General features: G+C 63.1%; 31 protein-coding genes and 1 pseudogene. 23 read left to right on the forward strand and 9 right to left on the reverse strand.

Annotated features, from left to right (window positions below):
• Both MOV74_RS08385 and MOV74_RS08390 read right to left on the reverse strand, forming a co-directional pair.
• Nucleotides 1–131: pseudogene (locus MOV74_RS08385) on the reverse strand (PadR family transcriptional regulator); the annotation flags it as partial.
• A 64-nt stretch (nucleotides 132–195) separates the two neighbouring features.
• A complete protein-coding gene (locus MOV74_RS08390) occupies nucleotides 196–564 on the reverse strand; it encodes an MmcQ/YjbR family DNA-binding protein (RefSeq protein WP_246919975.1) in 369 nt (122 codons plus the stop codon).
• Between the two features lie 971 nt (nucleotides 565–1,535).
• Here MOV74_RS08390 and MOV74_RS08395 point away from each other — a divergent pair.
• The 7 genes from MOV74_RS08395 to MOV74_RS08425 all read left to right on the forward strand — a co-directional run bounded on the left by MOV74_RS08395 (nucleotide 1,536) and on the right by MOV74_RS08425 (nucleotide 7,268).
• Nucleotides 1,536–3,200, forward strand: a complete 1,665-nt coding sequence (locus MOV74_RS08395) for an acetolactate synthase large subunit (protein ID WP_246919977.1) — start codon at nucleotides 1,536–1,538, stop codon at nucleotides 3,198–3,200.
• Nucleotides 3,201–3,414: 214 nt separating this feature from the next.
• Nucleotides 3,415–3,762: a Lin0512 family protein gene (locus MOV74_RS08400; protein WP_014495864.1), complete on the forward strand. Its 348-nt coding sequence runs from the start codon at nucleotides 3,415–3,417 to the stop codon at nucleotides 3,760–3,762.
• A gap of 4 nt (nucleotides 3,763–3,766) precedes the next feature.
• On the forward strand, nucleotides 3,767–4,459 hold the full coding sequence (locus tag MOV74_RS08405) for a GNAT family N-acetyltransferase (RefSeq protein ID WP_246919978.1): 693 nt from the start codon (nucleotides 3,767–3,769) through the stop codon (nucleotides 4,457–4,459).
• A 67-nt stretch (nucleotides 4,460–4,526) separates the two neighbouring features.
• Nucleotides 4,527–5,711 (forward strand): serine hydrolase, encoded by a 1,185-nt coding sequence (locus MOV74_RS08410; RefSeq protein ID WP_246919979.1) that lies wholly within the window; start codon nucleotides 4,527–4,529, stop codon nucleotides 5,709–5,711.
• Nucleotides 5,712–5,807: 96 nt separating this feature from the next.
• The gene (locus MOV74_RS08415) at nucleotides 5,808–6,017 is read left to right on the forward strand and encodes a DUF2892 domain-containing protein (protein WP_246919980.1); all 210 of its coding nucleotides are present in this window, start codon (nucleotides 5,808–5,810) and stop codon (nucleotides 6,015–6,017) included.
• Complete coding sequence (locus MOV74_RS08420) at nucleotides 6,014–6,535, forward strand: RNA polymerase sigma factor (protein WP_246919981.1); 522 nt, start codon at nucleotides 6,014–6,016, stop codon at nucleotides 6,533–6,535. The genes MOV74_RS08415 and MOV74_RS08420 overlap by 4 nt, the downstream gene beginning before the upstream one ends.
• A gap of 67 nt (nucleotides 6,536–6,602) precedes the next feature.
• On the forward strand, nucleotides 6,603–7,268 hold the full coding sequence (locus MOV74_RS08425; RefSeq protein WP_246920013.1) for a DUF429 domain-containing protein: 666 nt from the start codon (nucleotides 6,603–6,605) through the stop codon (nucleotides 7,266–7,268).
• A gap of 4 nt (nucleotides 7,269–7,272) precedes the next feature.
• Here the strand turns inward: MOV74_RS08425 and MOV74_RS08430 are convergent, their stop codons facing one another.
• Nucleotides 7,273–7,485 (reverse strand): hypothetical protein, encoded by a 213-nt coding sequence (locus MOV74_RS08430; protein WP_246919982.1) that lies wholly within the window; start codon nucleotides 7,483–7,485, stop codon nucleotides 7,273–7,275.
• Between the two features lie 113 nt (nucleotides 7,486–7,598).
• On the opposite strand from MOV74_RS08430, the gene MOV74_RS08435 reads away from it, so the two are divergent.
• Together MOV74_RS08435 and MOV74_RS08440 are read left to right on the forward strand one after the other, a co-directional pair.
• Nucleotides 7,599–7,793 carry a hypothetical protein gene (locus tag MOV74_RS08435; protein WP_246919985.1) on the forward strand — a complete coding sequence of 65 codons (195 nt, stop codon included), beginning with the start codon at nucleotides 7,599–7,601 and terminating at the stop codon, nucleotides 7,791–7,793.
• A gap of 97 nt (nucleotides 7,794–7,890) precedes the next feature.
• On the forward strand, nucleotides 7,891–8,595 hold the full coding sequence (locus tag MOV74_RS08440; protein ID WP_246919987.1) for a glutathione S-transferase family protein: 705 nt from the start codon (nucleotides 7,891–7,893) through the stop codon (nucleotides 8,593–8,595).
• A 2-nt stretch (nucleotides 8,596–8,597) separates the two neighbouring features.
• Here the strand turns inward: MOV74_RS08440 and MOV74_RS08445 are convergent, their stop codons facing one another.
• The 3 genes from MOV74_RS08445 to MOV74_RS08455 form a co-directional block, all read right to left on the reverse strand.
• The gene (locus MOV74_RS08445) at nucleotides 8,598–9,380 is read right to left on the reverse strand and encodes a sulfite exporter TauE/SafE family protein (RefSeq protein WP_246919988.1); all 783 of its coding nucleotides are present in this window, start codon (nucleotides 9,378–9,380) and stop codon (nucleotides 8,598–8,600) included.
• 3 nt (nucleotides 9,381–9,383) lie between these two features.
• Nucleotides 9,384–10,016, reverse strand: a complete 633-nt coding sequence (locus tag MOV74_RS08450; RefSeq protein ID WP_246919989.1) for a TetR/AcrR family transcriptional regulator — start codon at nucleotides 10,014–10,016, stop codon at nucleotides 9,384–9,386.
• A 211-nt stretch (nucleotides 10,017–10,227) separates the two neighbouring features.
• On the reverse strand, nucleotides 10,228–10,599 hold the full coding sequence (locus MOV74_RS08455) for a tRNA-binding protein (RefSeq protein ID WP_246919990.1): 372 nt from the start codon (nucleotides 10,597–10,599) through the stop codon (nucleotides 10,228–10,230).
• 105 nt (nucleotides 10,600–10,704) lie between these two features.
• On the opposite strand from MOV74_RS08455, the gene MOV74_RS08460 reads away from it, so the two are divergent.
• The gene (locus MOV74_RS08460) at nucleotides 10,705–11,064 is read left to right on the forward strand and encodes an ArsC family reductase (RefSeq protein ID WP_246919991.1); all 360 of its coding nucleotides are present in this window, start codon (nucleotides 10,705–10,707) and stop codon (nucleotides 11,062–11,064) included.
• A 3-nt stretch (nucleotides 11,065–11,067) separates the two neighbouring features.
• On the opposite strand, the gene MOV74_RS08465 is transcribed toward MOV74_RS08460, so the two are convergent.
• Entirely contained in the window at nucleotides 11,068–11,709 is a 642-nt protein-coding gene (locus MOV74_RS08465; protein WP_246919993.1) for a hypothetical protein, read from the reverse strand.
• A 344-nt stretch (nucleotides 11,710–12,053) separates the two neighbouring features.
• On the opposite strand from MOV74_RS08465, the gene MOV74_RS08470 reads away from it, so the two are divergent.
• The 7 genes from MOV74_RS08470 to MOV74_RS08500 all read left to right on the forward strand — a co-directional run bounded on the left by MOV74_RS08470 (nucleotide 12,054) and on the right by MOV74_RS08500 (nucleotide 18,530).
• Nucleotides 12,054–12,809 (forward strand): ABC transporter ATP-binding protein, encoded by a 756-nt coding sequence (locus MOV74_RS08470; RefSeq protein WP_036034135.1) that lies wholly within the window; start codon nucleotides 12,054–12,056, stop codon nucleotides 12,807–12,809.
• Complete coding sequence (locus MOV74_RS08475) at nucleotides 12,802–13,548, forward strand: ABC transporter ATP-binding protein (RefSeq protein WP_246919995.1); 747 nt, start codon at nucleotides 12,802–12,804, stop codon at nucleotides 13,546–13,548. Before MOV74_RS08470 ends, MOV74_RS08475 begins: the two co-directional genes overlap by 8 nt.
• 40 nt (nucleotides 13,549–13,588) lie before the next feature.
• The gene (locus tag MOV74_RS08480) at nucleotides 13,589–14,806 is read left to right on the forward strand and encodes an ABC transporter substrate-binding protein (protein WP_246919998.1); all 1,218 of its coding nucleotides are present in this window, start codon (nucleotides 13,589–13,591) and stop codon (nucleotides 14,804–14,806) included.
• Between the two features lie 67 nt (nucleotides 14,807–14,873).
• Nucleotides 14,874–15,737 (forward strand): branched-chain amino acid ABC transporter permease, encoded by an 864-nt coding sequence (locus MOV74_RS08485; RefSeq protein WP_246920001.1) that lies wholly within the window; start codon nucleotides 14,874–14,876, stop codon nucleotides 15,735–15,737.
• A gap of 1 nt (nucleotide 15,738) precedes the next feature.
• Entirely contained in the window at nucleotides 15,739–16,707 is a 969-nt protein-coding gene (locus MOV74_RS08490) for a branched-chain amino acid ABC transporter permease (protein WP_246920004.1), read from the forward strand.
• A 155-nt stretch (nucleotides 16,708–16,862) separates the two neighbouring features.
• Nucleotides 16,863–17,507: a DUF47 domain-containing protein gene (locus MOV74_RS08495; RefSeq protein WP_246920005.1), complete on the forward strand. Its 645-nt coding sequence runs from the start codon at nucleotides 16,863–16,865 to the stop codon at nucleotides 17,505–17,507.
• A 15-nt stretch (nucleotides 17,508–17,522) separates the two neighbouring features.
• Nucleotides 17,523–18,530 carry an inorganic phosphate transporter gene (locus MOV74_RS08500; protein WP_246920006.1) on the forward strand — a complete coding sequence of 336 codons (1,008 nt, stop codon included), beginning with the start codon at nucleotides 17,523–17,525 and terminating at the stop codon, nucleotides 18,528–18,530.
• Here the strand turns inward: MOV74_RS08500 and sugE are convergent.
• Nucleotides 18,523–18,837: a quaternary ammonium compound efflux SMR transporter SugE gene (gene sugE / locus MOV74_RS08505; RefSeq protein ID WP_246920007.1), complete on the reverse strand. Its 315-nt coding sequence runs from the start codon at nucleotides 18,835–18,837 to the stop codon at nucleotides 18,523–18,525. The two genes, MOV74_RS08500 and sugE, sit on opposite strands and share 8 nt — an antisense overlap.
• 156 nt (nucleotides 18,838–18,993) lie before the next feature.
• On the opposite strand from sugE, the gene MOV74_RS08510 reads away from it, so the two are divergent.
• Complete coding sequence (locus MOV74_RS08510) at nucleotides 18,994–20,616, forward strand: peptide chain release factor 3 (protein ID WP_246920008.1); 1,623 nt, start codon at nucleotides 18,994–18,996, stop codon at nucleotides 20,614–20,616.
• A gap of 102 nt (nucleotides 20,617–20,718) precedes the next feature.
• Nucleotides 20,719–21,297, forward strand: a complete 579-nt coding sequence (locus MOV74_RS08515) for a hypothetical protein (protein WP_246920009.1) — start codon at nucleotides 20,719–20,721, stop codon at nucleotides 21,295–21,297.
• A 51-nt stretch (nucleotides 21,298–21,348) separates the two neighbouring features.
• Here MOV74_RS08515 and MOV74_RS08520 read toward each other — a convergent pair whose 3' ends face one another.
• Entirely contained in the window at nucleotides 21,349–22,305 is a 957-nt protein-coding gene (locus MOV74_RS08520; protein ID WP_246920010.1) for a TIR domain-containing protein, read from the reverse strand.
• Between the two features lie 134 nt (nucleotides 22,306–22,439).
• On the opposite strand from MOV74_RS08520, the gene MOV74_RS08525 reads away from it, so the two are divergent.
• From MOV74_RS08525 to MOV74_RS08540, 4 genes are all read left to right on the forward strand, one after another.
• Nucleotides 22,440–23,090: a queuosine precursor transporter gene (locus tag MOV74_RS08525; RefSeq protein WP_246920011.1), complete on the forward strand. Its 651-nt coding sequence runs from the start codon at nucleotides 22,440–22,442 to the stop codon at nucleotides 23,088–23,090.
• 64 nt (nucleotides 23,091–23,154) lie between these two features.
• Nucleotides 23,155–23,739 carry an NnrU family protein gene (locus tag MOV74_RS08530; protein ID WP_246920014.1) on the forward strand — a complete coding sequence of 195 codons (585 nt, stop codon included), beginning with the start codon at nucleotides 23,155–23,157 and terminating at the stop codon, nucleotides 23,737–23,739.
• A 72-nt stretch (nucleotides 23,740–23,811) separates the two neighbouring features.
• Nucleotides 23,812–25,404, forward strand: a complete 1,593-nt coding sequence (locus MOV74_RS08535; RefSeq protein WP_246920015.1) for a class I adenylate-forming enzyme family protein — start codon at nucleotides 23,812–23,814, stop codon at nucleotides 25,402–25,404.
• 165 nt (nucleotides 25,405–25,569) lie between these two features.
• Nucleotides 25,570–25,850, forward strand: a 281-nt coding sequence (locus MOV74_RS08540; protein ID WP_246920012.1) for a tetratricopeptide repeat protein, incomplete at its 3' end; no start/stop codon positions are given.

A 25,850-nucleotide genomic window follows, 5' to 3' on the forward strand; every position in this document is an offset into this window, starting at 1 on the left:
TGCCCGATCGCATTGAGGACGCGCGCCGCGCCGAGCGGCCGGCCGCGGCCCAGGAACGAGGTATCGAGTGCGCCTACCGCGGAGGTGACGGCGCGGTTGAAGCGGCGAACGCGAGAAATCGGATCCAACATGATGTCTGACTTTAGTCAGATATTTCGTGGAGGTCAATTTGTTCGGTTGATTGCGCCGGGTTGGTCACGGGCGTACCGGCTCGGCGAGGCCCAGTTCCCTGCGGACCTTCCGCGTCAACTTGGCGACGATCAGCGTATGGGCCTGCGCGAGATAGCCCGTGAGCTCGGCATCGGGGAGGGCGCTGTTGCTGACGAGCTGCACCCATTTGGCGCGCGCAAGGTACGGCGCTCGCCGCGCCACGCCATGCTCGATCAACATCGCATAGGCCATATCCGAGACCTTGAACATGTAGCCGCCGGAGCTTGCGGCAAAGCCGCCGCCGAGAGCGAACATCTTCCCGCCGACCTTGAACACGGACGTGCCCTCCCACTGCACCACCTTGGTGGCAGCCGGCAGGCGCAGGCAGCGTGCTTCGAAGTTTTTCGGCGTCATGAGGCGAGCGATAGCATGCTGCGCACGGCTTGCAACATCTGGCACGGAGGGCGTATTGCGTTTCGCTCATCCATCCGGCGCACCTACAAGCTGTTGTGTTGCCCGACGCGCAAAACACACGAGCCGTGGGGCAACGTGCTCCAACAAAAATATTCGCCTTTACAGAAGTTCGGCTTTGGCGCATTCCTTGGCCAACTTACCCCGGTCAGAGGGGCGTATCGCGATCGTCACGAACGTGGGGTGAGCTGCGGTGGACGCTTCGTCACATCGGCGCGACAGGCTTGGCAGGGCGGCAAGAACCGTGAGCGAATACCTTCGCGCATACGACCGGTGTGACAAGCGTATGGCAAAACCGTGTCGTCCTGGCGCCCGGGGTCTGGCGCCAAGTCTTGTGGTGATGCAGCGGCCCGACCGGACCGCGCGCATCAGTCATCCGCAAGGCGACGGGGGCAATAGTGCATCGCTCCCCGGGGAGAGCTCGGCATAAGCCGTCAAACCACTGCGCAGGGAAGGCCGGATGTTGGGCTTCACCTGTATGCCGCTGTGCAGCCGCTTGTAGCGCAATCGTCGCACAGTGGACCGTGGGTGCCCGGCCGGCACCCGGTCTTCCCTGCGCCCTCTGACGGAGGGTGTCGAGATGAAGCAAAGCTCGGGCGAAATGAGCCGCGAGGATGCGAACTCATGTCCGTTATTTCGCGACGGTCTCGTGCCCGGCCGCTGCGCAGCAACGCGAAGGGCGTTGCAGCGCGTCCGGGACCCGAGAGCGGAGAATGCCGCCCGTCAATGCTCCGTCATTGCGAGCGCAGCGAAGCAATCCAGGCTGTCTCTGTGGAAAGATTCTGGATTGCTTCGCTGCGCTTACAATGACGCTGTTGATGCAGATGCGCCGCTTTGTGAATTGTGCTGAGGCCGCATATCGCTACGATGCGGCCGTTCCCGGAACACGGGAGCCAGCAGCAAGCGGAGGCGGCATGAGCGGACAGGAACCCAAAGTCAAAGGATCGGACCTGTTTGTCGCGGCATTGGAGAACGAGGGCGTCGATCGGATCTTTGGTATCCCCGGCGAGGAAAATCTCGACCTCGTGGAATCGCTGCGCACCTCCAAGATCGAGCTGGTCCTGACCCGCCACGAGCAGGCCGCCGCCTTCATGGCCGCCACGCACGGCCGGCTGACCGGCAAGCCCGGCGTTTGTCTGTCGACGCTCGGCCCCGGTGCCCTCAACCTGTCGACGGGTGCGGCCTATGCGCATCTCGGCGGGATGCCGATGATCCTGATCACCGGCCAAAAGCCGATCATGAGCAGCCGGCAGGCGCGCTTCCAGATCGTGGACGTGGTCGCGACCATGAAGCCGCTGACGAAGCTGTCGCGGCAGATCATCAGCGCCTCCAGCATTCCGACCGTGGTGCGCGACGCCTTTCGTGTCGCCATGGAGGAGCGGCCCGGCCCGGTGCATCTCGAACTGCCCGAGGACATTGCCGGCGACGAGGTGCCCGCCGTTCCCGTGATCCCGATCCATCCGATCGAGATCCCGGTCGCCCATCGCGCCGCGCTCGACCGCGCGGCCGAGATGATTTTGACCGCAAAGTACCCGCTGGTGATGATGGGCGCGGCGACCAGCCGGCCGCGCTCGACCCACGGCATCGCAAGCTTCGTGCGACGCACCGGCATTCCGTTCTTCACGACGCAAATGGGCAAGGGCACCGTGCCCGGCGGCACCAATCTCTACATGGGCACTGCCGCGCTGTCCGAGCGCGACTATGTCCATGACGCCATCGACGCCGCCGACCTGATCGTCGCGATCGGTCACGACCCGATCGAGAAGCCGCCGTTCATCATGGGGCCATCAGGGCCGAAGGTCATTCATGTCAGCTATACTTCGGCCAGTGTCGAGCAGGTCTATTTTCCTGACGCCGAGGTTGTCGGCGATGTCGGCCCGAGCCTGGAGCTGCTCGCCGATCGGCTCGAAGGCAAGCTGCCGCAGGCTGCGGCGCTGCTGCCGCTGCGCGAAGAAATCCTCATGCATATCGCCGACCGCGCCACCGAGGCGCGCTGGCCGCCGACGCCGCAGCGCATCGTGCACGACATCAGGCAGGTGATCCCCGAGAACGGCATCGTTGCGCTCGACAACGGCATGTACAAGATCTGGTTTGCGCGCAACTACCGCACCCGCGTCGCCAACACGCTGCTGCTCGACAATGCGCTGGCGACCATGGGCGCCGGCCTGCCGTCGGCGATGATGGCCGCGATGCTTTATCCCGATCGCCGCGTGCTCGCGGTCGCCGGCGACGGCGGCTTCATGATGAACAGCCAGGAGATGGAGACGGCCGTCCGCCTCAAGCTCAACCTCGTCGTCCTGGTGCTCGAGGACAACGCCTACGGCATGATCCGCTGGAAGCAGGCCGTCGATCATTTTGCCGATTACGGCATGACTTTTGGCAACCCCGATTTCGTCCTCTACGCCAAGGCCTACGGTGCGAAGGGGCATCGCATTACGAGCATCGATAGCTTTGGCCCGACGCTCGACGCCGCTTTCAAGGAAGGCGGCGTGCACCTCGTTTCGATCCCGATCGACTATTCGGAGAATGTACGGGTGCTGGTCGACGAGCTGCGGGCGCATGAGAAGGCGAAGGCGTGATCGATGGAGGTCGTGCCCCGGACCCAGCGCAGCGCCTCTTGGCGGTGCGCTGCAGAGCCGGGGCCCACGCATCGGCGAACTCTGCGGCCTCCTGGGTCCCGGCTCTGCGCAGCAACGCTAAAGCGTTGCAGCGCGTCCGGGACACGAGAGATCTTGTGCCGAGCGGCTCAATCACCGACACTCCCAATCACCGAACCAATGACAGGAATATGAAATGACTCGCGTTCGCTGTATCACCGAGATGGGCATGGGCGTCGACGTCCACGGCAGGGACGCCACCAAGGCAGCGAAGCGGGCTGTGTCGGATGCCATCCGGCATTCGAGCCTCGGATTCTTCCGGATGATCGGCAAGACCGCCAACGACATGTTCGTCGATGTCACGATCGCGGTGCCCAATCCCGAAGCGGTGGACAAGGAAGCCGTGGCCAAGGAGCTGCCTTACGGCACGGTGACCGTGACGGCGGTCAAGGGTGGGCTGGAGATTCCCTCGGCCACGGAGGTGGCAAACGACCCCATCCTCATCGCCAACGCCGCCGTCATCGTCAGCTTCGACAAGGACTAGGCCGGTGTCCGATAACGATGAGGCGCTGCTGGATCGCCCGATCTGGAGCGCGCTGACGACCAGCCACAAGCATCTGGCCGAAGGCGGCCCGCGAGCACTGCGCTATCCCGTCGACATGACGCCGTTTGCCGACATGGCCGACATGTCCGCGGCGAGCTTTGCCGCGCTCGGTGATCTCCTGTCGGGCTCGCAGGTCGCTGCGCTGTTCACACCGGAGGCAGTCGACGTTCCCGCCGGTTTCAAGGTCGTGCTCGCCGGGCCCTGCGAGCAGATGATCGGCTCGCCTGCCGACAGTCCGCTGCGCGACGCCGAGATCGTCACGCTGGGGCCGGCCGATGTGCCTGCCATGACGGCGCTGGTGGAGCTGACCAAGCCTGGTCCATTTGCGCTGCGGACCCACGAGCTCGGCACGTTCCTCGGCATTCGCGCCGGGGACGAATTGGTCGCGATGACTGGCGAGCGGATGAAGCCGGGCAAGTTCACCGAGATGACGGCCGTCTGCGTGCATCCCGATTATCGTGGTCGCGGCTATGCGCAGGCGTTGCTTGCGGCCGTCGCGCGCGGGATCGAGGCGCGCGGGGAAATTCCATTCCTGCACGTGTTTTCCAGCAACTCGTCGGCGATTGCGCTGTACCAGCGGCAGGGCATGCGCATCCGCCGATGCCTGCACGTTACCGCGTTCATGAAGCACCGATAGGCGCTGCGGACTTCATTTCCTGCGAAAGCACGCTATATCCGTCCCAACCACAAATTCGGGGAGACACATGGACGCCAGGGTCAGCGATTTTTCCGCCGCACGGACGGCAATGCAGCGCTACGTCGATCAGGAGATCATTCCGGGTGCATCCTGGGCCGTGCTGCGCGGACGCGAGGTGGTCGACCAGCAATGCGTCGGCTTTGCCGACCGCGAGGCGAACACTGCGCTGCGGCCCGACCACATCTTCCGCGCGTTCTCCAACACCAAGATCTTCGTCACCTGCGCCATCATGCTCCTCGTCGAGGAAGGACGTATAGGGCTCGATGATCCGATCGAGACATTCCTGCCGCAACTCGGCAATCGCAAGGTGCTGAAGCAGGGCGCGGCTGGTCTTGCTGACGTCGAGCCGGCGAAAAGCCCGATCACGATCCGGCAGCTTCTGACCCACACTTCCGGTCTCAGCTACGGCATTTTCGATCCCGGCACCGTGCTGTTCAAAGGCTATAACGAAGCGCGCGTGCTCAATCCGCTGACGCCGCTCACTGATATGATCGACAAGCTCGCCGATCTGCCGCTGTCGTATCATCCCGGCACGGCCTGGGAATATTCGGTGGCAACCGACGTGCTCGGCCGCGTCGTGGAGGTCGTCTCGGGCAAGTCCCTCGATGCCTTCCTGAAAGCGCGCATCTTCGATCCGCTCGGTATGACGGACACCGGATTCCATGTTCCGGACGCGCAGCAGGGCAGGCTGGTTGCGCTCTATAATGGCGCTGATGTGCTCGATCCGATGAAGCCGGGCCTCACGCGCGCGGACAATCTTCCTTTTCCGCAAGCCTATCGGCGGCCGTTCCCGCGGCTCTCGGGCGGCGGCGGTCTGGTCTCGACCCTGCCGGACATGCTCGCGCTGGTGCGGGCATTGTTGCCGGGGTCGGATGCGCTGCTCAAGCCGGAGACGCTGCGGCAGATGATGACGAACCAGTTGCCTGCGGGCCAAACCATCCGCTTCGCCAATCTCGGCCCGATCCCCGGCAAGGGTTTTGGTCTCGGCGGTGCCGTCACCTTCGCGCCGATGCCGTTCGATCCCCCGAATTCGACCGGTGAATTCCAGTGGGGCGGCCTTGCCGGCACCCATTGGTGGATCTGCCCTGAGGCCAATACCGCCGGCGTGCTGATGGCCCAACGCTACATGGGCTTCTGGAATCCCTTCTTCTTCGAGTTCAAGCGCCTGGCCTATCAGGCCGTCGGGGGCTGACCCGCGAAAAATTTGTCGGCGGCCGCGAATCCTTTTCGGTCGCCGCGCCCTCTTGATGGTCGAGGCAATTGGCCTCGGCTCATCTCGGAGGATGCGATGGCATTTTACAGGAAGAACATCGGCGGCCTGCAGCAGACGGTGCGGGTCGCCTTGGGCGTCGCGTTGGCGGTCGCGGCATTGGTTTATCTGGCGGGCGGGATGGCGTGGCTGGTCGCGCTGGGCGGCGCCGGCTTCGCGCTGACCGGCTTCGTCGGCTATTGTCCCATGTGCGCGATGGCAGGGATCGGGCGAGGAGGTGCATCGTGAGTGCGGCTGAGATCTCGCCGAACCTGTTCGAAGCCGCGCGGCTCGGCGATATCAGGGCGATCGCGTGCCTGCTCGAGACGGCGCAGCCGGATATCCGCCGCTACGCACGCGCAACCTGCCGCAGCTCGGCGGATGCCGAGGATGCGACGCAGGAGGCACTGTGGATCCTGTTCCGCCGTGTCGGCACGATCCACTCGCTGCTGGCGTTTTCGGCCTGGCTGTTCAGCGTGGTTCGCCGTGAGTGCCTGCGGCTGGCGCGCAGGGCGGGTCTTGTCCCGGCTGTCGATGAGAGTGAAGTGGAGGCAGCATTGCTGCTGCGTCCCGAAGCCGATCTGCGCCTCGACGTGGCCGCGGCGTTCGAGGCGCTGCCGCCGCACTATCTCGACGTCGCGCTGATGCGCGACGTCGAGGAAATGACCATTGATGAAATTGCCGCTGCGCTCGGGGCAACCCGGCAGACGGTGAAGGCTCGCCTGCATCGCGCCCGCGCCTTGATGCGCGAATATCTGACGAGATGAGACGTGAGCCACCCCGAAGAGAAAAAATCAGAGGCGCGCGCGAAAACTGAAAATGACGGCGCATGACGTGCCAAACTATCTCGGCCTCGACGGATTTCGCTTCGGCTGGGTCGCAGCCTGGATCGACGAGCGCGGCGATCACGGCTTCGACTATTCGCCGGGCCTGAAGCGCCTGCTCGCGATGCCGCATGCGCGCGCGACGATCGACATGCCGATCGGATTGAACCCAAGCGGCTATCGCCTTTGCGATCTGCGCGCGCGTGCATTGATCGGCCCCGCCGTGTTCCTCGGCGCGCGCCGTGAGCTCTGGACGTTCCCGGACATGGCGGCCGCCAATCGCTACTATTGGAAGCACGAAGGCAAGGGCAGGGGCGTGTCGGCGCAGCTCTGGAACATCAGAGACAAGCTCAGGGAGGTCGACGATGCCATGACGCCGACGCGGCAAGCGACGATCGGCGAAGCGCATCCGGAATTGATCTTCTGGAATCTCGCCGGGCGGATGCGGCTTGAACCGAAGACGTCGCCATGCGGTCGAACCCAGCGCATTGCGCTGCTGAGAGACCGAGGCTTCACCAAGGTCGAGAAATGGCTGACGCTTCGCCTCGGCACCGGCATCGGCCGCGACGATCTCATCGATGCCTGCGCCTGCGCGGTCGCCGCGCGCGACAGCACCCAGCGCGTCGGCGGTGACGAGATTGATCCCCGAGGGCTGAGAATGGAGATCAACTACTGAAGCCTCATTCCTCGCAATCGCTTCCGTCTCCCGTATGGCCGCGACAACGATGTCTGTGCTTCAGGCAGACGCCATCGTCGTCCAGTCTTGCCGCTCTCTCCTCGTACGCCTCGGCCATCGACTGCAGCCGCAGCGCGGCTTCACCATGCGCGAGATCTTCGGCGACGCGGCGACAGCGTTCAGCGTGGTCGAGCAGGGCGCGCTTCTCAATGTTCATTCGGCGACAACGCTCGGAAGGGCCGATGGTCCCTGCGCGCGCGGATGGAACAGTGTGATGGCTTCGTCGTATAATCCGGGAAAAAGTAGCAATATTTCTAGCCGACTCGGAACATGGCGCTCGAGCTGACGTTTACGCAAAGGATGCTGAGGGACAACACGATGTACGACGTCTGCCAATGGGCGACCGCGATGCTCGCAGCCGCCTTTACGGCCGTGCTATTGATCTCGGGCCAACGGTTCATCGAGTATCGGCTGCAACATGAGGCAATGACCCCGATTGTGGTGATGGCGACACTTCCTCCGTAGGCGTGGCATTGCCGACGGATCGTGAGGACGGATCGTGACTTGCGCCATTCGCGTCGCCTAGATTAGGTGCGCCTCAGTTCACGCACCAAAGGTCCCGATGTCCGATCTCTCCGCCTATCCCATCATCAAGCGCTGGCCGGCCAAGCATCCGGAGTTGCTGCAGCTCTATTCGCTGCCGACGCCGAACGGCGTCAAGGTCTCGATCATGCTGGAGGAGATCGGACTGCCCTACGAGGTCCATCTCGTCGATTTCGGCAAGGACGACCAGGAGACGCCGGAGTTTCTCTCGCTCAATCCGAACGGCAAGATCCCGGCGATTCTCGATCCCAACGGCCCCGGTGGCAGGCCGCTGCCGCTGTTCGAGTCCGGAGCGATCCTGCAATACCTCGCCGAGAAGACCGGTAAGCTCCTGCCGGAGGACGCCGCGCGCCGTTACCAGACGCTTCAGTGGCTGCACTTCCAGATGGGCGGCGTCGGGCCGATGTTCGGCCAGGTCGGCTTCTTCCACAAATTCGCCGGCAAGGATTTTGAGGACAAACGGCCCCGTGACCGCTACGTCGCCGAAGCCAAGCGCCTGCTCGGCGTGATGGAGACGCATCTGGCGGGACGGCAATGGTTCATGAATGACGACTACACCATTGCCGACATCTCCATGCTCGGCTGGGTACGCAATCTCATCGGTTTCTACGGCGCGGGTGATCTCGTCGAATTCCCCCAGTTCAAATCTGTGGGTGCCTGGCTCGAACGCGGGCTTGCGCGTCCGGCGGTGCAGCGCGGGCTGAACATTCCGCGGCGGCCGTAGGGTCAGGCCAGCGCCTTGTGGGTCATGTAGAGCGCCATCAGCGAGATGAAGGCGATCATGACCCGGCGTAGCACCGATTTGCTGACGCCGTTGGCCATGCGTGCGCCGAGATCGGAGCCCACCCAGAGACCGGCAAGAATGCCGATGATCGCCGGCCAGCCGACCATCAGGCCCTTGCTCCAGTAGATCCAGGCTGCCGGAAGGTTGGTCGGGATGATCGAGAAGACGAGGCTGACGAGCTGTGCCTGATGCTGCGGCACGCGCAGGCCCGCAGCAAGGCCGACCGTGATCGCCAGGCCCCCGCCGATGCCCATGAAGCCGGAGGAAAATCCGGCAAGCAGACCGATAAGGAGCAGGGGTAGCCAGGGCAGTTGGTCCTGGTCGCCGGCCTCGCGGCTGCCGTTCTTGCGATCGCGGCGCAGGATCAGCAGGGCGATCAGCCCGACGAGATAGGCGACATAAGTCCATTGCAAAACCTGGTTAGAAACCGCTGCCGCGGCGTAACCGCCGCCGGCACCGCCGACGAGAAAGCCGATGCCGATCCAGATGATCCACGGCAAGGGGCTGCGATTGCCGTTCTGCCAGTAGCGGCGCGCGCCCGCGAGGCCGGTCGGCGGGATTTGTGTGATCAGCGACGTTCCCTGCGCGACGTGCTGCTCGGCGCCGAGCAGCAGCACGCTGAAGATCACGAGGCCGCCACCCGGGCTCGTTCCCATGAAGCCCGATGTCAATCCGCTGACCAGGCCGACGCCGGCGCCAGCAAGGAGGTCGTGCATCCCGGGCATCGCCTACGTCCTGGTTCGCCGCTTGATGTCAGGTCTGGTCGTGCGGAAGCCGTCGATCACACCGGTGACGGCCGTCATGCAGGCCTCGACGTCGAATTCGTCGCCCCAGCATTTTTGCAGCACAAAACCCTGGAAGATCGCGATCAGCACGCGTGCGATCGCGTCCGCGCCGAGGTCGCGCCGGATGAGGCCCTCGTGCTGGGCGCGTTCGACCAGCGCCACGATCAGAGCGCGCGGCATGTCGATGCCTTCGACGACGCTGGTGCGGACGCGGCGGTTGCGCAGGGCTTCGGCCCAGCCATGGATGCCGACACGGCGGCGCGCTTCGCCGGCGGGGTCGGTCAGCCATTGAGCGTAGACGCGGATCAGGGCGTGAAGTCCTTCGATCGGATCGCCGGATCCTTGCGCGACCGAATTGAGCACGGCTTCGCGGCGATGCCGGTCGTCGGCGAGCGCCTCGATCAGGTCGTCCTTGCTCTGGAAGTAGAGATAGACCGCGCCATGGCTCAGTCCGGACCGCTTTACGATGTCGGCCATGCCGGTCTGGTGAAAACCGTCGTCGGAGAAGCAGGCGAGGGCCGCTTCGAGGATCTGCTGCCGCCGGCCTTCGCGTTGCTTGTCGCTGATCTTGGGCATTTGGCGGTCCCTAAATAACTGACAGGATGATCATTTTTATGTTGGTGACGATTGAGCTTAAGGCAAGCCGTCTATAATAAAAAACGATCAGTCAGTTAGTTTTATTACCGCAAATGAGTTTGGTCAAGTCCGGGCCGGCCGGACTGGGAAAGAGGAGGATGAGGCCTCGCGAATGCCCGACCGAGGCGACGCGCCGGCCTCGATCGCGCGACTAGAACAACCGTCCGCCGTTCGGCACTGGCTTGCTCGGCTGCACCAGCACGACCTTGCCGTCGGCATCGGGGAAACCGAGTGTTAGCACCTCCGAGACAACAGGTCCGATCTGGCGCGGCGGGAAATTGACGACTGCTGCGACCTGTTGCCCCACCAATTTCTCGAGCGGATGATTTTCCGTGATCTGGGCCGAGCTCTTGCGCACACCGATTGTGGGTCCGAAGTCGATCCAGAGCCGAAAGGCCGGCTTGCGCGCCTCGGGGAACGGCTTGGCATCAACGATGGTCCCGACGCGAATATCGACCGCGAGGAAGCTGTTGAAGTCGATGGTCGGCGTGGCGGCGGCCGCGGGATCGTGGGTGACGTGCATGGGATGTCCGTTCGGGTGAGCTGGCGTCGTTCGCAATATTGTCGCGCGAACCGGAGTTTCGTACAACGCCACGGACATCACGATATGCCATGCGCGAGGAACGTCTTGCCCAACATCATCTACGGCATCAAGAACTGCGACACCATGAAGAAGGCACGTGCCTGGCTCGACACAAATGGCGTGCCTTACGCGTTTCACGACTACAAGGCGGCGGGTGTGGAAAAGGACAAGCTCAAGCAGTGGAGCGACAAGGTCGGTTGGGAGACGCTGCTCAATCGCGCCGGGACGACGTTCAAGAAACTCCCCGATTCCGACAAGGAAGGTTTGAGCGAGAAGAAGGCGCTGGCGCTGATGCTGGCACAACCATCGATGATCAAGCGGCCGGTGCTGGAAATCGGCGGCAAGCTGCTGGTCGGCTTCAAGCCGGACATCTATGCCAAGGAAGTCGGCGGCAAGAAGGGCTGACTGCTAGTTCAGCTCGATGATCTCGGTGGGGATGCCGGGCTGGTCCGCGAACTCGACCAATTCGGCCGTCGCGATGCGACCAGGCGCCCGATGAAACAGCTCGCGGTCGATCACCGCGCGCAGCTTCGGACGCGGCGGCGCGTCATTTCCGCGCATCAGATTCTTGATCTCGAAGCCGCCGTCCTCGCAGAAGGTCTTGACCGAGGCGATGACGTGACAGACCGTGCCGTCAGTCTGGAAAGGCAGCAGCAGCCGTTCATAAGCGACGATACGCCCGTAGATGTCCTCGACATCAGCAACGCTGTAGACGGGCAGCCCGCGCGCCACGCATTCGTGATAGATCGGCACCACGAACGGCGCGAGTCGCGGCCCGAGATAATCGTCGAGCAGAACACCCTTGCCGGTATGTCCATAGGCGTGCGAGATGCGCGTGTTTTCGCTCTGGATGGTGAGGCGCGGCGCCGGCGTCGCAGCGTCCACCGTGTAATAGATGAGATCGGACAGCTCTTCCTCGAGCCGCGCAGGCTGATACTCCCAGACCGCCGGCGCGATCTGCTGACGCGCGTAAAGTCGCAGCCACGTGTTCAGGAGATCACGTTGTCTGATCGACTTGACGACGGAAGGAGCGGCGCTTGCGAAATCCAAGACAATATTCCCGGAACGTCAAAACCCGCGCATGATCCAGCTTGCGGGAAAATTTTCTATGAAGACTGGCGCGCCAGACGAAAGACCGTTAACGACGGCTTGATGACCGGTGCTTTCGCGAACCGGGAGGCCGGGCAGGCACGACTTCAAAACGTCTCCGACTAAGGGAGCATTTGTATCCCAGCCGGAGGCCTGATCTGCTCAGCTTTCCGCCTTGCCTAACCCCCGTCACCTCCGGCATATTCCGCGCTCGGAGGCGGCGTTCCGGATAGGCTCCAAGGCCTCCCGGAAAGCCGAAGCAACAAGGATAGCCACGCGCGCCGCGCGGGCAGGGGGAAATCTGTTTGGCCGATGAGTTTATTCTTGAAACGGAAGGCTTGACCAAGGAGTTCGCGGGCTTCTTCGCCGTCCGCGACGTTGCGCTCAAGGTTCGCCGTGGCAGCATTCATGCGTTAATCGGCCCGAACGGGGCCGGCAAAACGACCTGCTTCAATCTTCTGACCAAGTTCCTCAAGCCGTCTGCCGGAAAAATCCTTTACAAGGGGCAGGACATCACCGCGATGGCGCCGGCTGACGTGGCGCGCCTGGGGCTTGTTCGTTCGTTCCAGATTTCTGCGGTGTTTCCGCATCTCACCGCGCTGGAGAACGTCCGTGTCGCGCTTCAGCGCCAGCACGGCTCTTCGTTCGATTTCTGGCGCTCCAAGTCGGTGCTCAACCGCTTCAACGATCGCGCGCGCGAATTGTTGAACGATGTCGGCCTCAACGAGTTTGCCAACACGCCTGCGGTCGAGATGCCCTATGGGCGCAAGCGTGCACTGGAGATCGCAACCACGCTCGCGCTCGACCCGGAGATGATGCTGCTGGACGAGCCGATGGCCGGCATGGGCCACGAGGACATCGACAAGATCGCGGCGCTGATCAAGCGTATCTCCGCGAAGTATACCATCCTGATGGTCGAGCATAATCTGAGCGTCGTGGCCAATCTCTCCGACATCATCACCGTGCTGACGCGCGGGCAGGTGCTGGCGCAAGGCCATTACAGCGAGCTCACCAAGGACGAGCGCGTCAAGGAAGCCTATCTGGGAGCCGGTCATGCCTGACACTGCGATTGCCGAGGCTCCGGCCAAGGCTGCGACCGGCGGAAACATCCTTCAGGTCCGCAACCTCGAAGCCTGGTACGGCGAGTCCCACATCCTGCACGGGATCAATTTCGACGTGAATGCGGGCGAGGTCGTCACCCTGCTCGGGCGCAACGGCGCCGGCAAGACGACCACGCTGAAGTCGATCATGGGCATCATCGGCAAGCGTGCCGGCTCGGTGAAGTTCAACAACCAGGAGATCATCCGCGCGACCTCCGACAAGATCGCGCGCATGGGCATCGCGTTCTGCCCGGAAGAGCGGGGGATATTCTCCAGTCTCGACGTGCGGGAGAATCTGATGCTGCCGCCGGTGGTTCGTGAAGGCGGACTGCCGCTCGATCAGATCTTCGACCTGTTCCCGAACCTGAAGGAGCGGCTCAACAGCCAGGGCACCAAGCTGTCGGGCGGTGAACAGCAGATGCTGGCGATCGCGCGCATCCTGCGGACCGGCGCGAGTTTCCTGATGCTGGACGAGCCGACCGAGGGCCTTGCGCCCGTCATCATCCAGCAGATCGGCCACACCATTGCGCGGCTCAAGAAGGAGGGTTTCACGATCCTCCTGGTCGAGCAAAACTTCCGGTTCGCATCGACCGTGGCCGACCGCTATTACATCGTCGAGCACGGCAAGGTGATCGACGGTTTTGCGAATTCGGAACTGTCCGCGAACATGGACAAGCTGCATACCTATCTCGGCGTCTGACGCCTCGACGCATTCAATAGTGGATTTCCCGGAGGGAATTATGAAACAGCGTTTTTCTGCACTTCTTCTCGGCATGGCGTTGGGATTCGTCGCGAACGGCGCGTCGGCACAGGACAAGACCGTCAAGATCGGCGTGCTGACCGATAATTCCGGTCTTTATTCCGACCTCGGTGGTGCGGGCTCCACGCTGGCCGCTCAGATGGCGATCGAGGATTCCGGGCTTGCCGCCAAGGGCTGGAAGATAGACTTGATCTCGGCCGACCATCAGAACAAGCCCGATATCGCCACCACCATCGCGCGCCAATGGATCGACGTCGACAAGGTCGACATCTTCATGGACGTGCTGAACTCCGGTGTCGCACTCGCGGTCAACAATGTCGTCAAGGAGAAGAATTCGATCCTGATCGACACAGGTGCGGCGACCTCGGATCTGACGAACGCCCAATGTTCGCCGAATACCATCCATTGGGTCTATGACACCTACATGCTGGCCAACAGCACCGGTCAGGCGCTGGTGAAGGCCGGCGGCGATACCTGGTACTTCCTCACGGCCGACTATGCGTTCGGCGCGGCCCTGGAGCGCGACACCACGGCGGTGGTGCAAAAGGCCGGCGGCAAGGTGCTCGGCAGCGTCAAGCACCCGCTCAATTCGTCGGACTTCTCCTCGTTCCTTTTGCAGGCGCAGGCATCGAAGGCGAAGATCGTCGGACTTGCGAATGCCGGCGGCGATACCACCAATTCGATCAAGCAGGCCGCCGAGTTCGGCATCGTTGCCGGCGGGCAGAAGCTTGCCGGACTGCTCTTGTTCATCACCGATGTTCATTCGCTGGGACTCAACGTGGCGCAAGGGCTCAATTTCACCGAGACCTTCTATTGGGATCTCAACGACGGAACGCGCGCCTTCGCCAAGCGCTTTTCCGAGCGCATGAAGAACAAGGCGATGCCTTCGATGGTGCAGGCCGGTGTCTATTCGGGGCTGATCCATTACTTCAAGGCGCTGGAGGCGATGGGCGGCAATCCGCATGACGGCGCCAAGGCGGTCGAGAAGATGAAGTCGATGCCGACCGACGATCCGCTGTTCGGCCAGGGCAGTATCCGGGTCGATGGCCGCAAGATTCACCCGGCCTACCTGTTCGAGGTCAAGAAGCCCTCGGAGTCGAAGGGGCCGTGGGACTACTACAAGCTGGTGGGCACCGTCCCCGCGGACCAGGCGTTCCGGCCGCTCTCCGAGAGCGTCTGTCCGCTGGTGAAGAAGTAACTCTCGTGGCCCGCCGCGCGGTCGTGCCGCTGGCGGGCTTTCATTTTGGTGGCGGAAGCTAATCCCGATGCAGGCTCTCTACGCACAGTTACTGGTGGGACTGATCAACGGCTCGTTCTACGCGCTGCTCAGTCTCGGGCTTGCCGTGATCTTCGGCATGCTCAACATCATCAATTTCGCCCATGGCGCGGTCTACATGATGGGCGCCTTCGTCGCCTATTTCCTCCTCAACCTCGGCGGCATCAACTACTGGTGGGCGCTGTTGCTGGCGCCCATCATCGTCGGCATCTTCGGCATGATCCTGGAACGGACCATGCTGCAATGGCTGACCGGGCTCGATCACCTCTACGGCCTGCTCCTGACCTTCGGCATCGCGCTGATCGTGCAGGGCGTGTTCCAGAACTATTTCGGCTCGTCCGGCCTGCCTTACGCCATTCCGGACCAGCTCAAGGGCGGCATGAACCTCGGCTTCATGTTCTTACCCGTCTATCGCGGCTGGGTGGTCGTGTTCTCGCTGGTGGTGTGTCTCGCGACCTGGTTCCTGATCGAGAAGACGCAGCTCGGCGCTTACCTGCGTGCCGCCACCGAAAATCCGACGCTGGTGCGCGCCTTCGGCATCAACGTGCCGCGCATGATCACGCTCACTTACGGCCTCGGCGTCGGCCTTGCGGCGCTCGCGGGCGTGCTCTCGGCGCCGATCAACCAGGTGCGGCCGCTGATGGGCGCGGATCTCATCATCGTCGTGTTCGCGGTGGTCGTGATCGGCGGCATGGGATCGATCATGGGCTCCATCATCACCGGCTTCGCGCTCGGCGTGATCGAGGGTCTGACCAAGTATTTCTACCCCGAGGCCTCCAACACCGTCGTGTTCGTGTTGATGGTGCTGGTACTCTTGGTGAAGCCAACGGGATTGACGGGAAGGGCGGCCTGATATGACAACCCTGACGGACGACACGCTGCGGGCGACCCCTCGCGCCATGCGCGACGAGCTGATCGCGTTCACACTGATGGCGCTGCTGCTGGCGTCGGTGCCATTCACGGGAGTCTACCCGTTCTTCGTGATGCAGGCGCTGTGCTTCGCGCTGCTCGCCTGCGCCTTCAATCTGCTGATCGGCTATGGCGGCCTGTTGTCATTCGGCCATGCGATGTTCCTGGGGACCGCCGGCTATTGCAGCGCGCATGCGCTGAAGGTGTGGGCGTTGCCGCCCGAACTCGGCATCCTCGTCGGCATCGCCGCGGCTTTCGTGCTCTCGATCATCACCGGCTTTATCTCGATCCGTCGCCAGGGCATCTATTTCTCGATGATCACGCTGGCACTGTCGCAGCTGCTGTACTTCATCTACCTCCAGGCCCCGTTTACCCATGGTGAGGACGGCATCCAGGGCATCCCGCAGGGACATATGTTCGGCATCTTGGATCTGTCCAAGCCGACGGTGCTCTATTACGTCGTGCTGGTCGGGTTCCTCGCCGGCTTCCTGCTGATCTTCCGCATCATCAACTCGCCGTTTGGCGAGGTGCTGAAGGCGATCCGCGAGAACGAGCCGCGGGCGATCTCGCTCGGCTACCGGACCGATCAGTACAAGTTCCTCGCCTTCGTGCTGTCGGGAACGCTGGCCGGTTTTGCCGGTGCGCTGAAGGTATTCGTGGCGCAGAACGCCTCGCTCACCGACGTCCATTGGTCGATGTCAGGCGAAGTCGTGCTGATGACGCTGGTCGGTGGCCTCGGCACCGTCTTCGGCCCCGTGGTCGGCGCCTTCGTGATCATCGCCATGCAGCAATATCTCGCCGGTTTCGGCCAGTGGGTGACGGTGATCCAGGGCTCGATCTTCGTGGTCTGCGTGCTCACCTTCCGCCGCGGCGTCATTGGTGAAATCGCGCATTACTTCCGGCGATCCCTTTAAGTGATTGATATCGCACCAATTCCAATGGTGCGATAATCCGGTGGATGATCCGGCTCCGCGGGCGTGAGATGACACGCACGCGGATCGAAAATGGTCTATGACAGGTTCATGACGGCCCCTCGGGCCGGGCCATTTCCAACCGGTAGCCTATCCCCATGATGCGATGGTTTCGTGCTTTCCTGCCAAAGGAAGAACGGTTCTTCGACCTGTTCGACCGGCATGCCCAGACGGTGATCCAGGGTTCGATCGCGCTCCAGGGCATGCTCAACGGGGGCGAGGAGACGCCGGTCTATTGTCAGCGCGTCAACCAGTTCGAGAACGACGCCGACAACATCACCCGTGAGGTGCTGACGGCGGTGCGCCGCACCTTCATCACCCCGTTCGATCGCGGCGACATCAAGAACCTGATCACGTCGCTGGACGACGCCATCGACCAGATGCAGCAGACCGCCAAGGCCGTGATGCTGTTCGAGGTCCGTACCTTCGAGCCGCCGATGCGCGAGATCGGCGGGCTTCTGATCGAATGCGCCAATCTGGTCGGCCGTGCGCTGCCGCTGATGCAATCGATCGGCCCGAATGTGGCCATGCTGACCGCCATCACCGAAGAGCTTGGCAAGCTGGAGGGCCGCGTCGACGATCTCCACGACATCGGGCTGAAGGAGCTGTTTCTCAAGCATCGCGACGGCAGTGCGATGGACTTCATCGTCGGCGTCGAGATCTACGACCACCTCGAGAAGGTGGCCGATCGCTTCGACGACGTTGCGAACGAGATCAACAGCATCGTCATCGAGCAAGTCTAGGACAGGGGCCGCGCTGTGGATGCCGCGTTAGGTCTTCCCGTCTTGGTCGGCTTGATCGCCGTCGCGCTGCTGTTCGACTTCCTGAACGGCCTGCATGACGCCGCCAATTCGATCGCGACCATCGTCTCGACCCGCGTGCTGCGGCCGCAATTCGCGGTCATCTGGGCCGCGTTCTTCAATTTCGTCGCCTTCATGGTGTTCGGGCTGCACGTCGCCCAGACCATCGGCACCGGCATCATCGATCCCGCGATCGTCGATGCCCAGGTGATCTTCGCGGCGCTGGTCGGCGCCATCGTCTGGAACCTCGTGACCTGGGCGCTCGGCATCCCGTCCTCATCGTCGCACGCGCTGATCGGCGGGCTCGTCGGCGGCGGCATGGCCAAGGCGGGGATTTCTGCCGCGGTGTGGAGCGGATTGACCAAGACGGTGCTGGCGATCGTGCTGTCGCCGCTGATCGGCTTTTTGCTCGCGATGGTGCTGGTGGCGATCGTGTCCTGGGCCTCGGTGCGCTCGACGCCATTCGCGGTCGACCGCGCCTTCCGTATTCTGCAATTTGCCTCCGCCTCGCTCTATTCGCTCGGCCATGGCGGCAACGACGCGCAGAAGACCATGGGCATCATCGCGGTGCTGCTGTACTCGCAGGGCCATCTCGGCAGCGAGTTCTCGGTGCCGTTCTGGGTGGTGCTCTCCTGCCAGGCGGCGATGGCGCTGGGCACGCTGATGGGTGGCTGGCGCATCGTCCGCACTATGGGCCTGCGCATCACGAAATTGACGCCGATGCAGGGCTTTTGCGCCGAGACCGGAGGCGCCGCGACCCTGTTCATGGCGACCTATCTCGGGGTTCCCGTCTCGACCACCCACACCATCACCGGTGCCATCGTCGGCGTCGGCGCCGCCCGCCGCGTCTCGGCGGTCCGCTGGAACGTCGCAAGCTCGATCGTCTACGCCTGGGTGATCACGATCCCCGCCTCGGCCATCGTCGCGGCGCTGACCTGGTGGGCGGTCAAGATCTTCGTCAAGTAACGAGCTTCAGCCCGACAATCCCGGCGACGATCAGGGCGATGCTGGCAAGGCGGAGGGCCGTGACCGGTTCGCCGAGCAGGACGATGCCCAGCGTCGCGGTGCCGACGGCGCCAATGCCGGTCCAGACAGCATAGGCGGTTCCGACGGGGAGCGACTTGAGAGCAAGTCCGAGCAGGATGACGCTGCCGGCCATGGCCGCGAGCGTGACGACGGACGGAACAAGCCTGGTAAAGCCTTCGGTATATTTCAGGCCGATCGCCCAGATAATCTCGAGAAGACCGGCGACGAACAGGATGCTCCAGGCCATGACGACCCTCCGTTCAAGGCAGGGTCGTCCCCGCGGCTATAGGCTGATGAGCAGGAGGGCCGTCCCTCCCACGGCCCATATGGGGCTGGCCGGGGGGCTCCGCAATGACCAAATGAGGCTTGATCAGGCCCAGTTTCCCTGCCACACGCTCCCGCCATGTCCGACATCGCCACCACCACCGCCGAATCGCCGGCCCGTTCCCCGCTTGCCGCTGAAGTGGCGCGGCGGCGCACCTTTGCGATCATCTCGCATCCGGACGCCGGCAAGACCACGCTGACCGAGAAGCTGCTGCTGTTCGGCGGCGCCATCAATCTCGCCGGCCAGGTCAAGGCCAAGGGCGAGCGGCGCAACACGCGGTCGGACTGGATGAAGATCGAGCGCGAGCGCGGTATCTCGGTCGTGACCTCGGTGATGACCTTCGAGTTCGAGGGGCTCGTGTTCAATCTCTTGGACACGCCGGGCCACGAGGACTTTTCGGAAGACACCTATCGCACGCTCACGGCGGTCGATTCCGCCGTGATGGTGATCGACGCCGCCAAGGGTATCGAAGCGCGCACCCGAAAGCTGTTCGAGGTGTGTCGTCTTCGGGATATTCCGATCATCACCTTCATCAACAAGATGGACCGCGAAAGCCGGGACGTGTTCGAGCTGCTCGACGAGATCGAGAAGACGCTGGCGCTCGACACCACGCCGATGACCTGGCCGGTCGGCCGCGGCCGCGACTTTCTCGGCACCTATGACGTCATCAATGGCGGCGTGCGTCTGCTCGAAGGCGGCGGCGCCAAGACCGGCGCGGCGCAGCAGATCGAGATCGCGGAGCTTGCCAAGCTCAACGCCAATCTCGACGCATCCGCGGTCAAGGACGAGCTCGAACTCGTCACCGAGGCGTCAAAACCGTTCGAGCTCGACGCGTTCCGCGAAGGCCATCTGACGCCGGTCTATTTCGGCAGCGCGCTGCGCAATTTCGGCGTCGGCGACCTCCTGGAAGGACTCGGCAAGTTCGCGCCCGAGCCGCGCGCGCAGGACAGCGACCAGCGCAAGGTCGAGGCGACCGATCCGCGCATGAGCGCCTTCGTGTTCAAGATCCAGGCGAACATGGATCCGAACCATCGCGACCGCATCGCCTTCGCGCGCCTCTGCTCGGGCAAGCTCAGCCGCGGCATGAAGGCCAAGCTCGTGCGCACCGGCAAGAGCATGCCGCTGTCGAGCCCGCAATTCTTCTTCGCGCAGGACCGCTCGGTCGCGGACGAGGCCTTTGCCGGCGACGTCGTCGGCATTCCCAATCACGGCACGCTGCGCATCGGCGACACGCTGACCGAGGGCGAGGATTTCAACTTCGTCGGCGTGCCGAGCTTCGCGCCGGAAATCGTCCGCCGCGTGCGCCTCACCGACGCGATGAAGGCGAAGAAGCTGAAGGAAGCGCTGCAGCAGATGTCGGAGGAGGGTGTGGTGCAGGTGTTCCGTCCGCGCGACGGTGCGCCGGCGCTGGTCGGGGTGGTCGGCGCGCTGCAGCTCGACGTGCTGAAGGCGCGGCTGGAGGCGGAATATTCGCTGCCGGTCGAGTTCGAGGTCAGCGAATTCCAGCTGGCGCGCTGGGTCTCCTCGGAGGACCGCAAGAAGCTCGATACCTTCCTCGCAGCCAACACGTCCAGCATCGCCGACGACGTCGACGGCGATCCCGTGTATCTGGCGAGGAACGAGTTCTATCTCGGCTACACCAAGGAGCGCGCCGAGGGCATCGAGTTCACCAACGTCAAGGACGTCAAGAAGAAGGGGTAGGGCGCGCTCGGACTGGTCGAGCGCGAGCATGTGAACGCGTGCGGGCTTGACGCGTTCACCAACAATGCCACCTTTCCCTCGGTGGCATTGCGGGCTCGCATCATGTGGCGCGGCATCCTTGTTTTCCTCCTGCTGGCGATTTCGACGGTTGCCGCCGACACGCGATCCCGCCAGATCAATCCGATCCCATTCTCGCACGAGCCGTGCAGCGTGCTCGACGGCCGGCCCTGCACGCCGTCCTATTGCAGTCCGCTCGAGCCCGGCCCCTGCATTCCCGAGATCGACTATCCCTACGGCCAAAACCTCCAGCTTACGATCGAGAGCGTGCCGCCCGATGCCGACCGCGCCAAATACCGCAAGCCAGGTCACGATCTCGACACGATCGGCGATCTCTTCGCCGAGCTGCGCAGCTGCTGGTCGCCGCCATCTGACAAGGCTCGCGCGGGCATGCAGATGTCGGTGCGCTTCAGCTTCAACAAGGCGGGTGGCCTGATCGGCCCGCCGCGCCTCACATACGCGACCGCGGGCGTGCCCTCCGAGATCCGCACGAGCTATCTCGACGCCATCAACGCGTCGTTGAACGCATGTCTGCCGCTGAAGTTCACCAGCGGCCTTGCCGGCGCGCTGGCGGGCCGGCCAATCGCGATCCGCTATGTCGACAACCGGCAATCCCCGAACTGACCCGCTCTCGCGTTCAGCCCGAGCGGTTCGATCGCCGTGAGAGGTGCCTTCTCAGTTCAGCAATTTCCAGTTGCTTAGCTTGCGCACGATCGTGGCTTCGATGTCTTCGATCTGATCGAACTCCTCATAGGTGACCCCGTGGAGATCCGATGGCAGCTTCAGTGGTTTCTTCAGCAGGATGGCCACTCGGTCGAACGCGCGGAATTTCGCAAAGAGTAGCCCCATCTCGAAGATGACATTCTCGCGCGCGCGCGCCGTGAGTTCATCGTTGGCTTTTCCCAAGCGTCCCACGTCGTCGGGCGTGGCAAGGATGAAGCCTGCCTTGCACGTTCGGATCAGTTCCTCCAGCGCCGACAGGATCGTCGCTGCATTCTTGTCTTCTCGCAGCAGCACCTTCGGATTGACCCTGTTGTCACGCAAGATCGATTCCAGTTTCTGCCGACTCCGTTCGTCCCGTCCATGCACGATGAAGACGTTACGATCGAGCTGGAGCTCCGGGTGCGGCGTATGCAGGGCCAGCGCAAGAATGTCGGTATAGGCTTCCAGAACGCGCATATCCTCCGAGGAGAACACCTTTTCCTGGATATTGTTATGGAAGCAAGCGACCCCAAACGGTTCGCGGCCTTTTCCTAGTTTGATCGGAAAGCAGACCATGTTCTGGATGGGGCTGTCGCCGTAGAACTCGCCGCCTTGCGCGCGTGAAAAGACGGTCGGCGTGCCCGTGCGGAAGCAATTGCCGGCGATGGTGCCGCGGTAGCCCAACGTCGGTGGGAAGCGGGCCCGCGCTTGAGGATCCAGCAATTCCTTGTCGAACAGGAAGTCGTCCTCGTTGAAGAGGACCAGCCTCTCCATTTTGGGGTGGTCGATCAGGACTGATCCCGCATCGGCCGCCGGGCTGATCGCGATTGCGGTTTGCAGGAATTCGACGATGATCGCCTCCTGCGAACGGCCATGGGAGGCTCGAAGAAAATCCAGTATTCTCGGATCAAAACTGATTTTGTCGGCCATAATAAACCGTCCGATCTATCTGCAATGTCGAGATCATATTCCGCCGGACGCCGAATTCAACAAGAAGTTGTCTTTCGGGGTCCGGGCCCGTAGCTTTGACCTTTCAACGCCAGATTGCCCGGGGCCATGAGTCGATGGACGCCAGGACCAGTTATTTCCTCTTTCTGCTCACACTCCATTCGTCGCTGCTGATCACCAGCACGGTCGCCGGCTCGAAACTGTTCGCGCTGCCTTTTGGCCTGGACGCCAGTGCGACGGTCTTCAGCTATCTGCTGACATTCATCATTGTCGACACGATCGCTGAGCTGTTCGGCAGGGAGTATTCCAGGCGGGTGATCAATCTGGGCTTGCTCAGCATGGCCTTGTCTGCCGTCTATTTCGAGTTTGCCGCCTATCTCCCGCCAGCTCCAGGCTGGCACCACCAGCAGGATTTCGAAACGGTCGTCAGCTCGTCCGTTCGAATCTGGATCGGAGGCTGGATCGCCTACATGGTGAGCCAGCACTTCGACCTGTCGTTCTTCCTCCGATTGCGCCAGACGGCGTTCGGCAAGAGGTCGGTGGTGCTGTCGGCATGGCTCAGCCTGATGTTGGCTCAGCTGCTGGACACCGTCATATTTGTGTCGATCGCGTTCTACGGTACCGGCGTCGTCATGCCGACAATCATTGGCCAGTATCTGATCAAGCTGCTCTTCTCCACAATTGCCGCGCCTCTGGTGAAGTTGAGCATCTCGATGGGACGAGACTGGATCGAAGCGCGAAGCGGAAAGCTGGCCGAGAAGGACTGATGCATTGCGTTTCGCGGGGTGAAGATGATAGCTGATGGAGTACGGTCTGACGCAAGGGGATGTCATGGGTCTGGTGGTGATGATCCTGGGGCTGGTGCTGTTCTTCGCGGCCCATACTTTCACGACGAAGCGTGAGGCGCGCGCGCAGGCCATCGCGAGGCTGGGCGAGGGGACCTACAAGATCCTCTACACCCTGGTCTCGTTCGCGGGGCTCGCGCTGATCATCTGGGGCTTCGCCCATTACCGCAGCTCCGGCTGGATCGATGTCTGGTATCCGCCGAAGGCGATGAAGCACATCACGTTCGCGCTGATGCTGCCCGCGGTCATCCTGGTGGTCGCCTCTTATTTGCGCGGCCGCATCTATGCGACGCTGAAACATCCGATGTTGGCCGGCATCAAGCTGTGGGCGGCGGCGCATCTGCTCGCCAATGGCGATCTCGGCTCAATCATCCTGTTCGGCTCGTTCCTGGGCTGGGCGGTGTATGATCGCATCTCGCTGAAGCATCGCACCGACGCCGGCGGCCCGCCGATTCCAGTCGGCGGCGTCAGCAACGATCTGATCGCGGTCGCGGTCGGCGTCGTCGCCTATCTCGCGCTGGCCTTCGCGTTCCATCCGGTCGTGATCGGCGTTCCCGTCATCGGCGTTTAGCCGGTCAGCACAAGACGTGATCCGGCTATCCGTGCGCGGAAGGTGACAAAACGACAAGCCGAGGACGTTCCGATGGACTGGTCGCAATCTCAGATTCCGCCGATGCGGCTCGAGGCGCGCTTTGGCGATCGGATGGTGCCGGCCTTTTGCGACCGGCCGGCGAACCTGTGGGCGATGATTGCGGACGCCTGCGCCCACAACGGCGATGGCGAGGCGTTGATCGCAGGCGATGTCCGGCTGAGCTGGCGGCAGGTGGTGGAGCAGGCGAGGCGGATCGCGGCGGGGTTTCGCAAGCTGGGATTACGGCGGGGCGATCGTGTCGCCATCCTGCTCGGCAACCGCATCGAATTTCCGCTGCTCCTGTTCGCCGCCGCGCATGAGGGGCTGGTGACCGTGCTGCTCAGCACGCGCCAGCAGAAGCCGGAAATCGCCTATGTCCTCGCCGATTGCGGCGCCAGGATCCTGATCCACGAAGCTGCGCTGGCCGAGCGGCTGCCCGGTACGCAGGACGTGCCCGAGCTGGTCCACCGCATCGCGATCGACGACGATCCGGCTCGCTCGCGTTTCGCCGCGCTCGCCGACAACCCGCCAGCCTTGGCGCCGGTCGAGGTGAGCGAAGAGGATACCGCGATGATCCTCTACACCTCGGGGACAACAGGCAAGCCGAAGGGCGCGATGCTCGCCCATTGCAACATCGTCCATTCCTCGATGGTGTTCGTGTCCTGCCTGCAATTGACGGCGGCCGACCGCTCGATCGCGGCCGTGCCGCTCGGCCATGTCACCGGTGTCGTCGCCAACATCACGACCATGATCCGCAGCTTTGGCGCGCTGATCATCATGCCCGAGTTCAAGGCGGCCGATTACCTCAAGCTCGCCGCGCGCGAGCGCGTCACCTACACGGTGATGGTGCCGGCGATGTACAATCTCTGTCTGCTTCAGCCTGACTTCGACAGCTACGATCTGTCGAGCTGGCGCGTCGGCGGTTTTGGCGGCGCGCCGATGCCGGTCGCGACCATCGAGAAGCTCAAGGCGAAGATCCCCGGCCTGAAGCTGATGAACTGCTATGGCGCGACCGAGACGACGTCACCCTCGACGATCATGCCGGGCGAGCTGACCGAGAGCCATATCGACAGCGTCGGCCTGCCGTGCCCTGGCGCGCGCATCGTGGCGGTGGATCCGGACGGGCACGAGCTGCCTCGCGGCGAGATCGGTGAGCTCTGGATCCAGAGCGCCTCCGTCATCAAGGGCTATTGGAATAATCCGAAGGCGACCGCCGAGAGCTTTACCGCCGGCTTCTGGCACTCCGGTGATCTCGGCTCGGTCGATGCGGAAGGGTTCGTCCGCGTGTTCGACCGGCAGAAGGACATGATCAATCGCGGCGGCCTGAAAATCTATTCGGCCGAGGTGGAATCCGTGTTGGCCAGCCACCCCGCCGTGGTCGAGAGCGCGATCATCGCCAAGGCCTGCCCGGTGCTGGGCGAGCGCGTTCACGCCGTGGTGGTGACGCGCGCGCCCGTCGCCGGCGAGGCACTGCGTGCCTGGTGCGCGGAGCGCCTGTCCGACTACAAGGTTCCCGAGACCATGGCGATCACGGCGGACCCGCTGCCGCGCAACGCCAACGGCAAGGTGCTGAAACGGCAGCTGCGGGAGCTCCTGGAAGCCTGAACCGGGCAGGCGCCCCCGGGCTCTCCCGGGAGGTTAACGCCTTGATCGGGCTCGCTTTGCCTTGCCAGCGCCATATCGTTAGGGTACCTCGCCGCCACGCGGGGACGGGATTCCTGACGCGGACGCTTCGGCGCGCGCACCCGGATGGGCATGGGATTAGCATAAGTGTCTGAATTATTTGACGAAGTTGATGAGGAAGTACGTCGCGAACAGTTCAAGAAGCTGTGGGACAAGTATTCGATTGTCTTCATCGCCCTGATGGTGCTGGTCGTGGCCGCCGCCGCCGGCTGGCAGGGTTATAAGTACCTGGAGGCCAGGAAGGCCGCCGAGGCCGGCGCCGCCTTCGAGAAGGCCGCCGAGCTGTCCGAGCAGGACAAGCACGCGGAGGCGGAGGCTGCCTTCACCGAGCTCGCCGCCAAGGCGCCGTCGGGCTATCGCACCCTGGC

Source organism: Bradyrhizobium sp. SHOUNA76 (genome assembly GCF_023006445.1).
In the GTDB taxonomy this organism is placed as follows: Bacteria; Pseudomonadota; Alphaproteobacteria; order Rhizobiales; family Xanthobacteraceae; genus Bradyrhizobium.

Coding starts and splice junctions, on each gene's coding strand:
- MOV74_RS08395 (WP_246919977.1), top strand. CDS start 1,536: ATGAGCGGACAGGAACCCAAAGTCAAAGGATCGGACCTGTTTGTCGCG.
- MOV74_RS08430 (WP_246919982.1), bottom strand. CDS start 7,485: ATGAACATTGAGAAGCGCGCCCTGCTCGACCACGCTGAACGCTGTCGC.
- MOV74_RS08515 (WP_246920009.1), top strand. CDS start 20,719: ATGTGGCGCGGCATCCTTGTTTTCCTCCTGCTGGCGATTTCGACGGTT.
- MOV74_RS08400 (WP_014495864.1), top strand. CDS start 3,415: ATGACTCGCGTTCGCTGTATCACCGAGATGGGCATGGGCGTCGACGTC.
- MOV74_RS08510 (WP_246920008.1), top strand. CDS start 18,994: ATGTCCGACATCGCCACCACCACCGCCGAATCGCCGGCCCGTTCCCCG.
- MOV74_RS08485 (WP_246920001.1), top strand. CDS start 14,874: ATGCAGGCTCTCTACGCACAGTTACTGGTGGGACTGATCAACGGCTCG.
- MOV74_RS08445 (WP_246919988.1), bottom strand. CDS start 9,380: ATGCCCGGGATGCACGACCTCCTTGCTGGCGCCGGCGTCGGCCTGGTC.
- sugE (WP_246920007.1), bottom strand. CDS start 18,837: ATGGCCTGGAGCATCCTGTTCGTCGCCGGTCTTCTCGAGATTATCTGG.
- MOV74_RS08495 (WP_246920005.1), top strand. CDS start 16,863: ATGATGCGATGGTTTCGTGCTTTCCTGCCAAAGGAAGAACGGTTCTTC.
- MOV74_RS08490 (WP_246920004.1), top strand. CDS start 15,739: ATGACAACCCTGACGGACGACACGCTGCGGGCGACCCCTCGCGCCATG.
- MOV74_RS08415 (WP_246919980.1), top strand. CDS start 5,808: ATGGCATTTTACAGGAAGAACATCGGCGGCCTGCAGCAGACGGTGCGG.
- MOV74_RS08535 (WP_246920015.1), top strand. CDS start 23,812: ATGGACTGGTCGCAATCTCAGATTCCGCCGATGCGGCTCGAGGCGCGC.
- MOV74_RS08480 (WP_246919998.1), top strand. CDS start 13,589: ATGAAACAGCGTTTTTCTGCACTTCTTCTCGGCATGGCGTTGGGATTC.
- MOV74_RS08455 (WP_246919990.1), bottom strand. CDS start 10,599: ATGCACGTCACCCACGATCCCGCGGCCGCCGCCACGCCGACCATCGAC.
- MOV74_RS08410 (WP_246919979.1), top strand. CDS start 4,527: ATGGACGCCAGGGTCAGCGATTTTTCCGCCGCACGGACGGCAATGCAG.
- MOV74_RS08390 (WP_246919975.1), bottom strand. CDS start 564: ATGACGCCGAAAAACTTCGAAGCACGCTGCCTGCGCCTGCCGGCTGCC.
- MOV74_RS08520 (WP_246920010.1), bottom strand. CDS start 22,305: ATGGCCGACAAAATCAGTTTTGATCCGAGAATACTGGATTTTCTTCGA.
- MOV74_RS08435 (WP_246919985.1), top strand. CDS start 7,599: ATGGCGCTCGAGCTGACGTTTACGCAAAGGATGCTGAGGGACAACACG.
- MOV74_RS08530 (WP_246920014.1), top strand. CDS start 23,155: ATGGGTCTGGTGGTGATGATCCTGGGGCTGGTGCTGTTCTTCGCGGCC.
- MOV74_RS08525 (WP_246920011.1), top strand. CDS start 22,440: ATGGACGCCAGGACCAGTTATTTCCTCTTTCTGCTCACACTCCATTCG.
- MOV74_RS08450 (WP_246919989.1), bottom strand. CDS start 10,016: ATGCCCAAGATCAGCGACAAGCAACGCGAAGGCCGGCGGCAGCAGATC.
- MOV74_RS08475 (WP_246919995.1), top strand. CDS start 12,802: ATGCCTGACACTGCGATTGCCGAGGCTCCGGCCAAGGCTGCGACCGGC.
- MOV74_RS08440 (WP_246919987.1), top strand. CDS start 7,891: ATGTCCGATCTCTCCGCCTATCCCATCATCAAGCGCTGGCCGGCCAAG.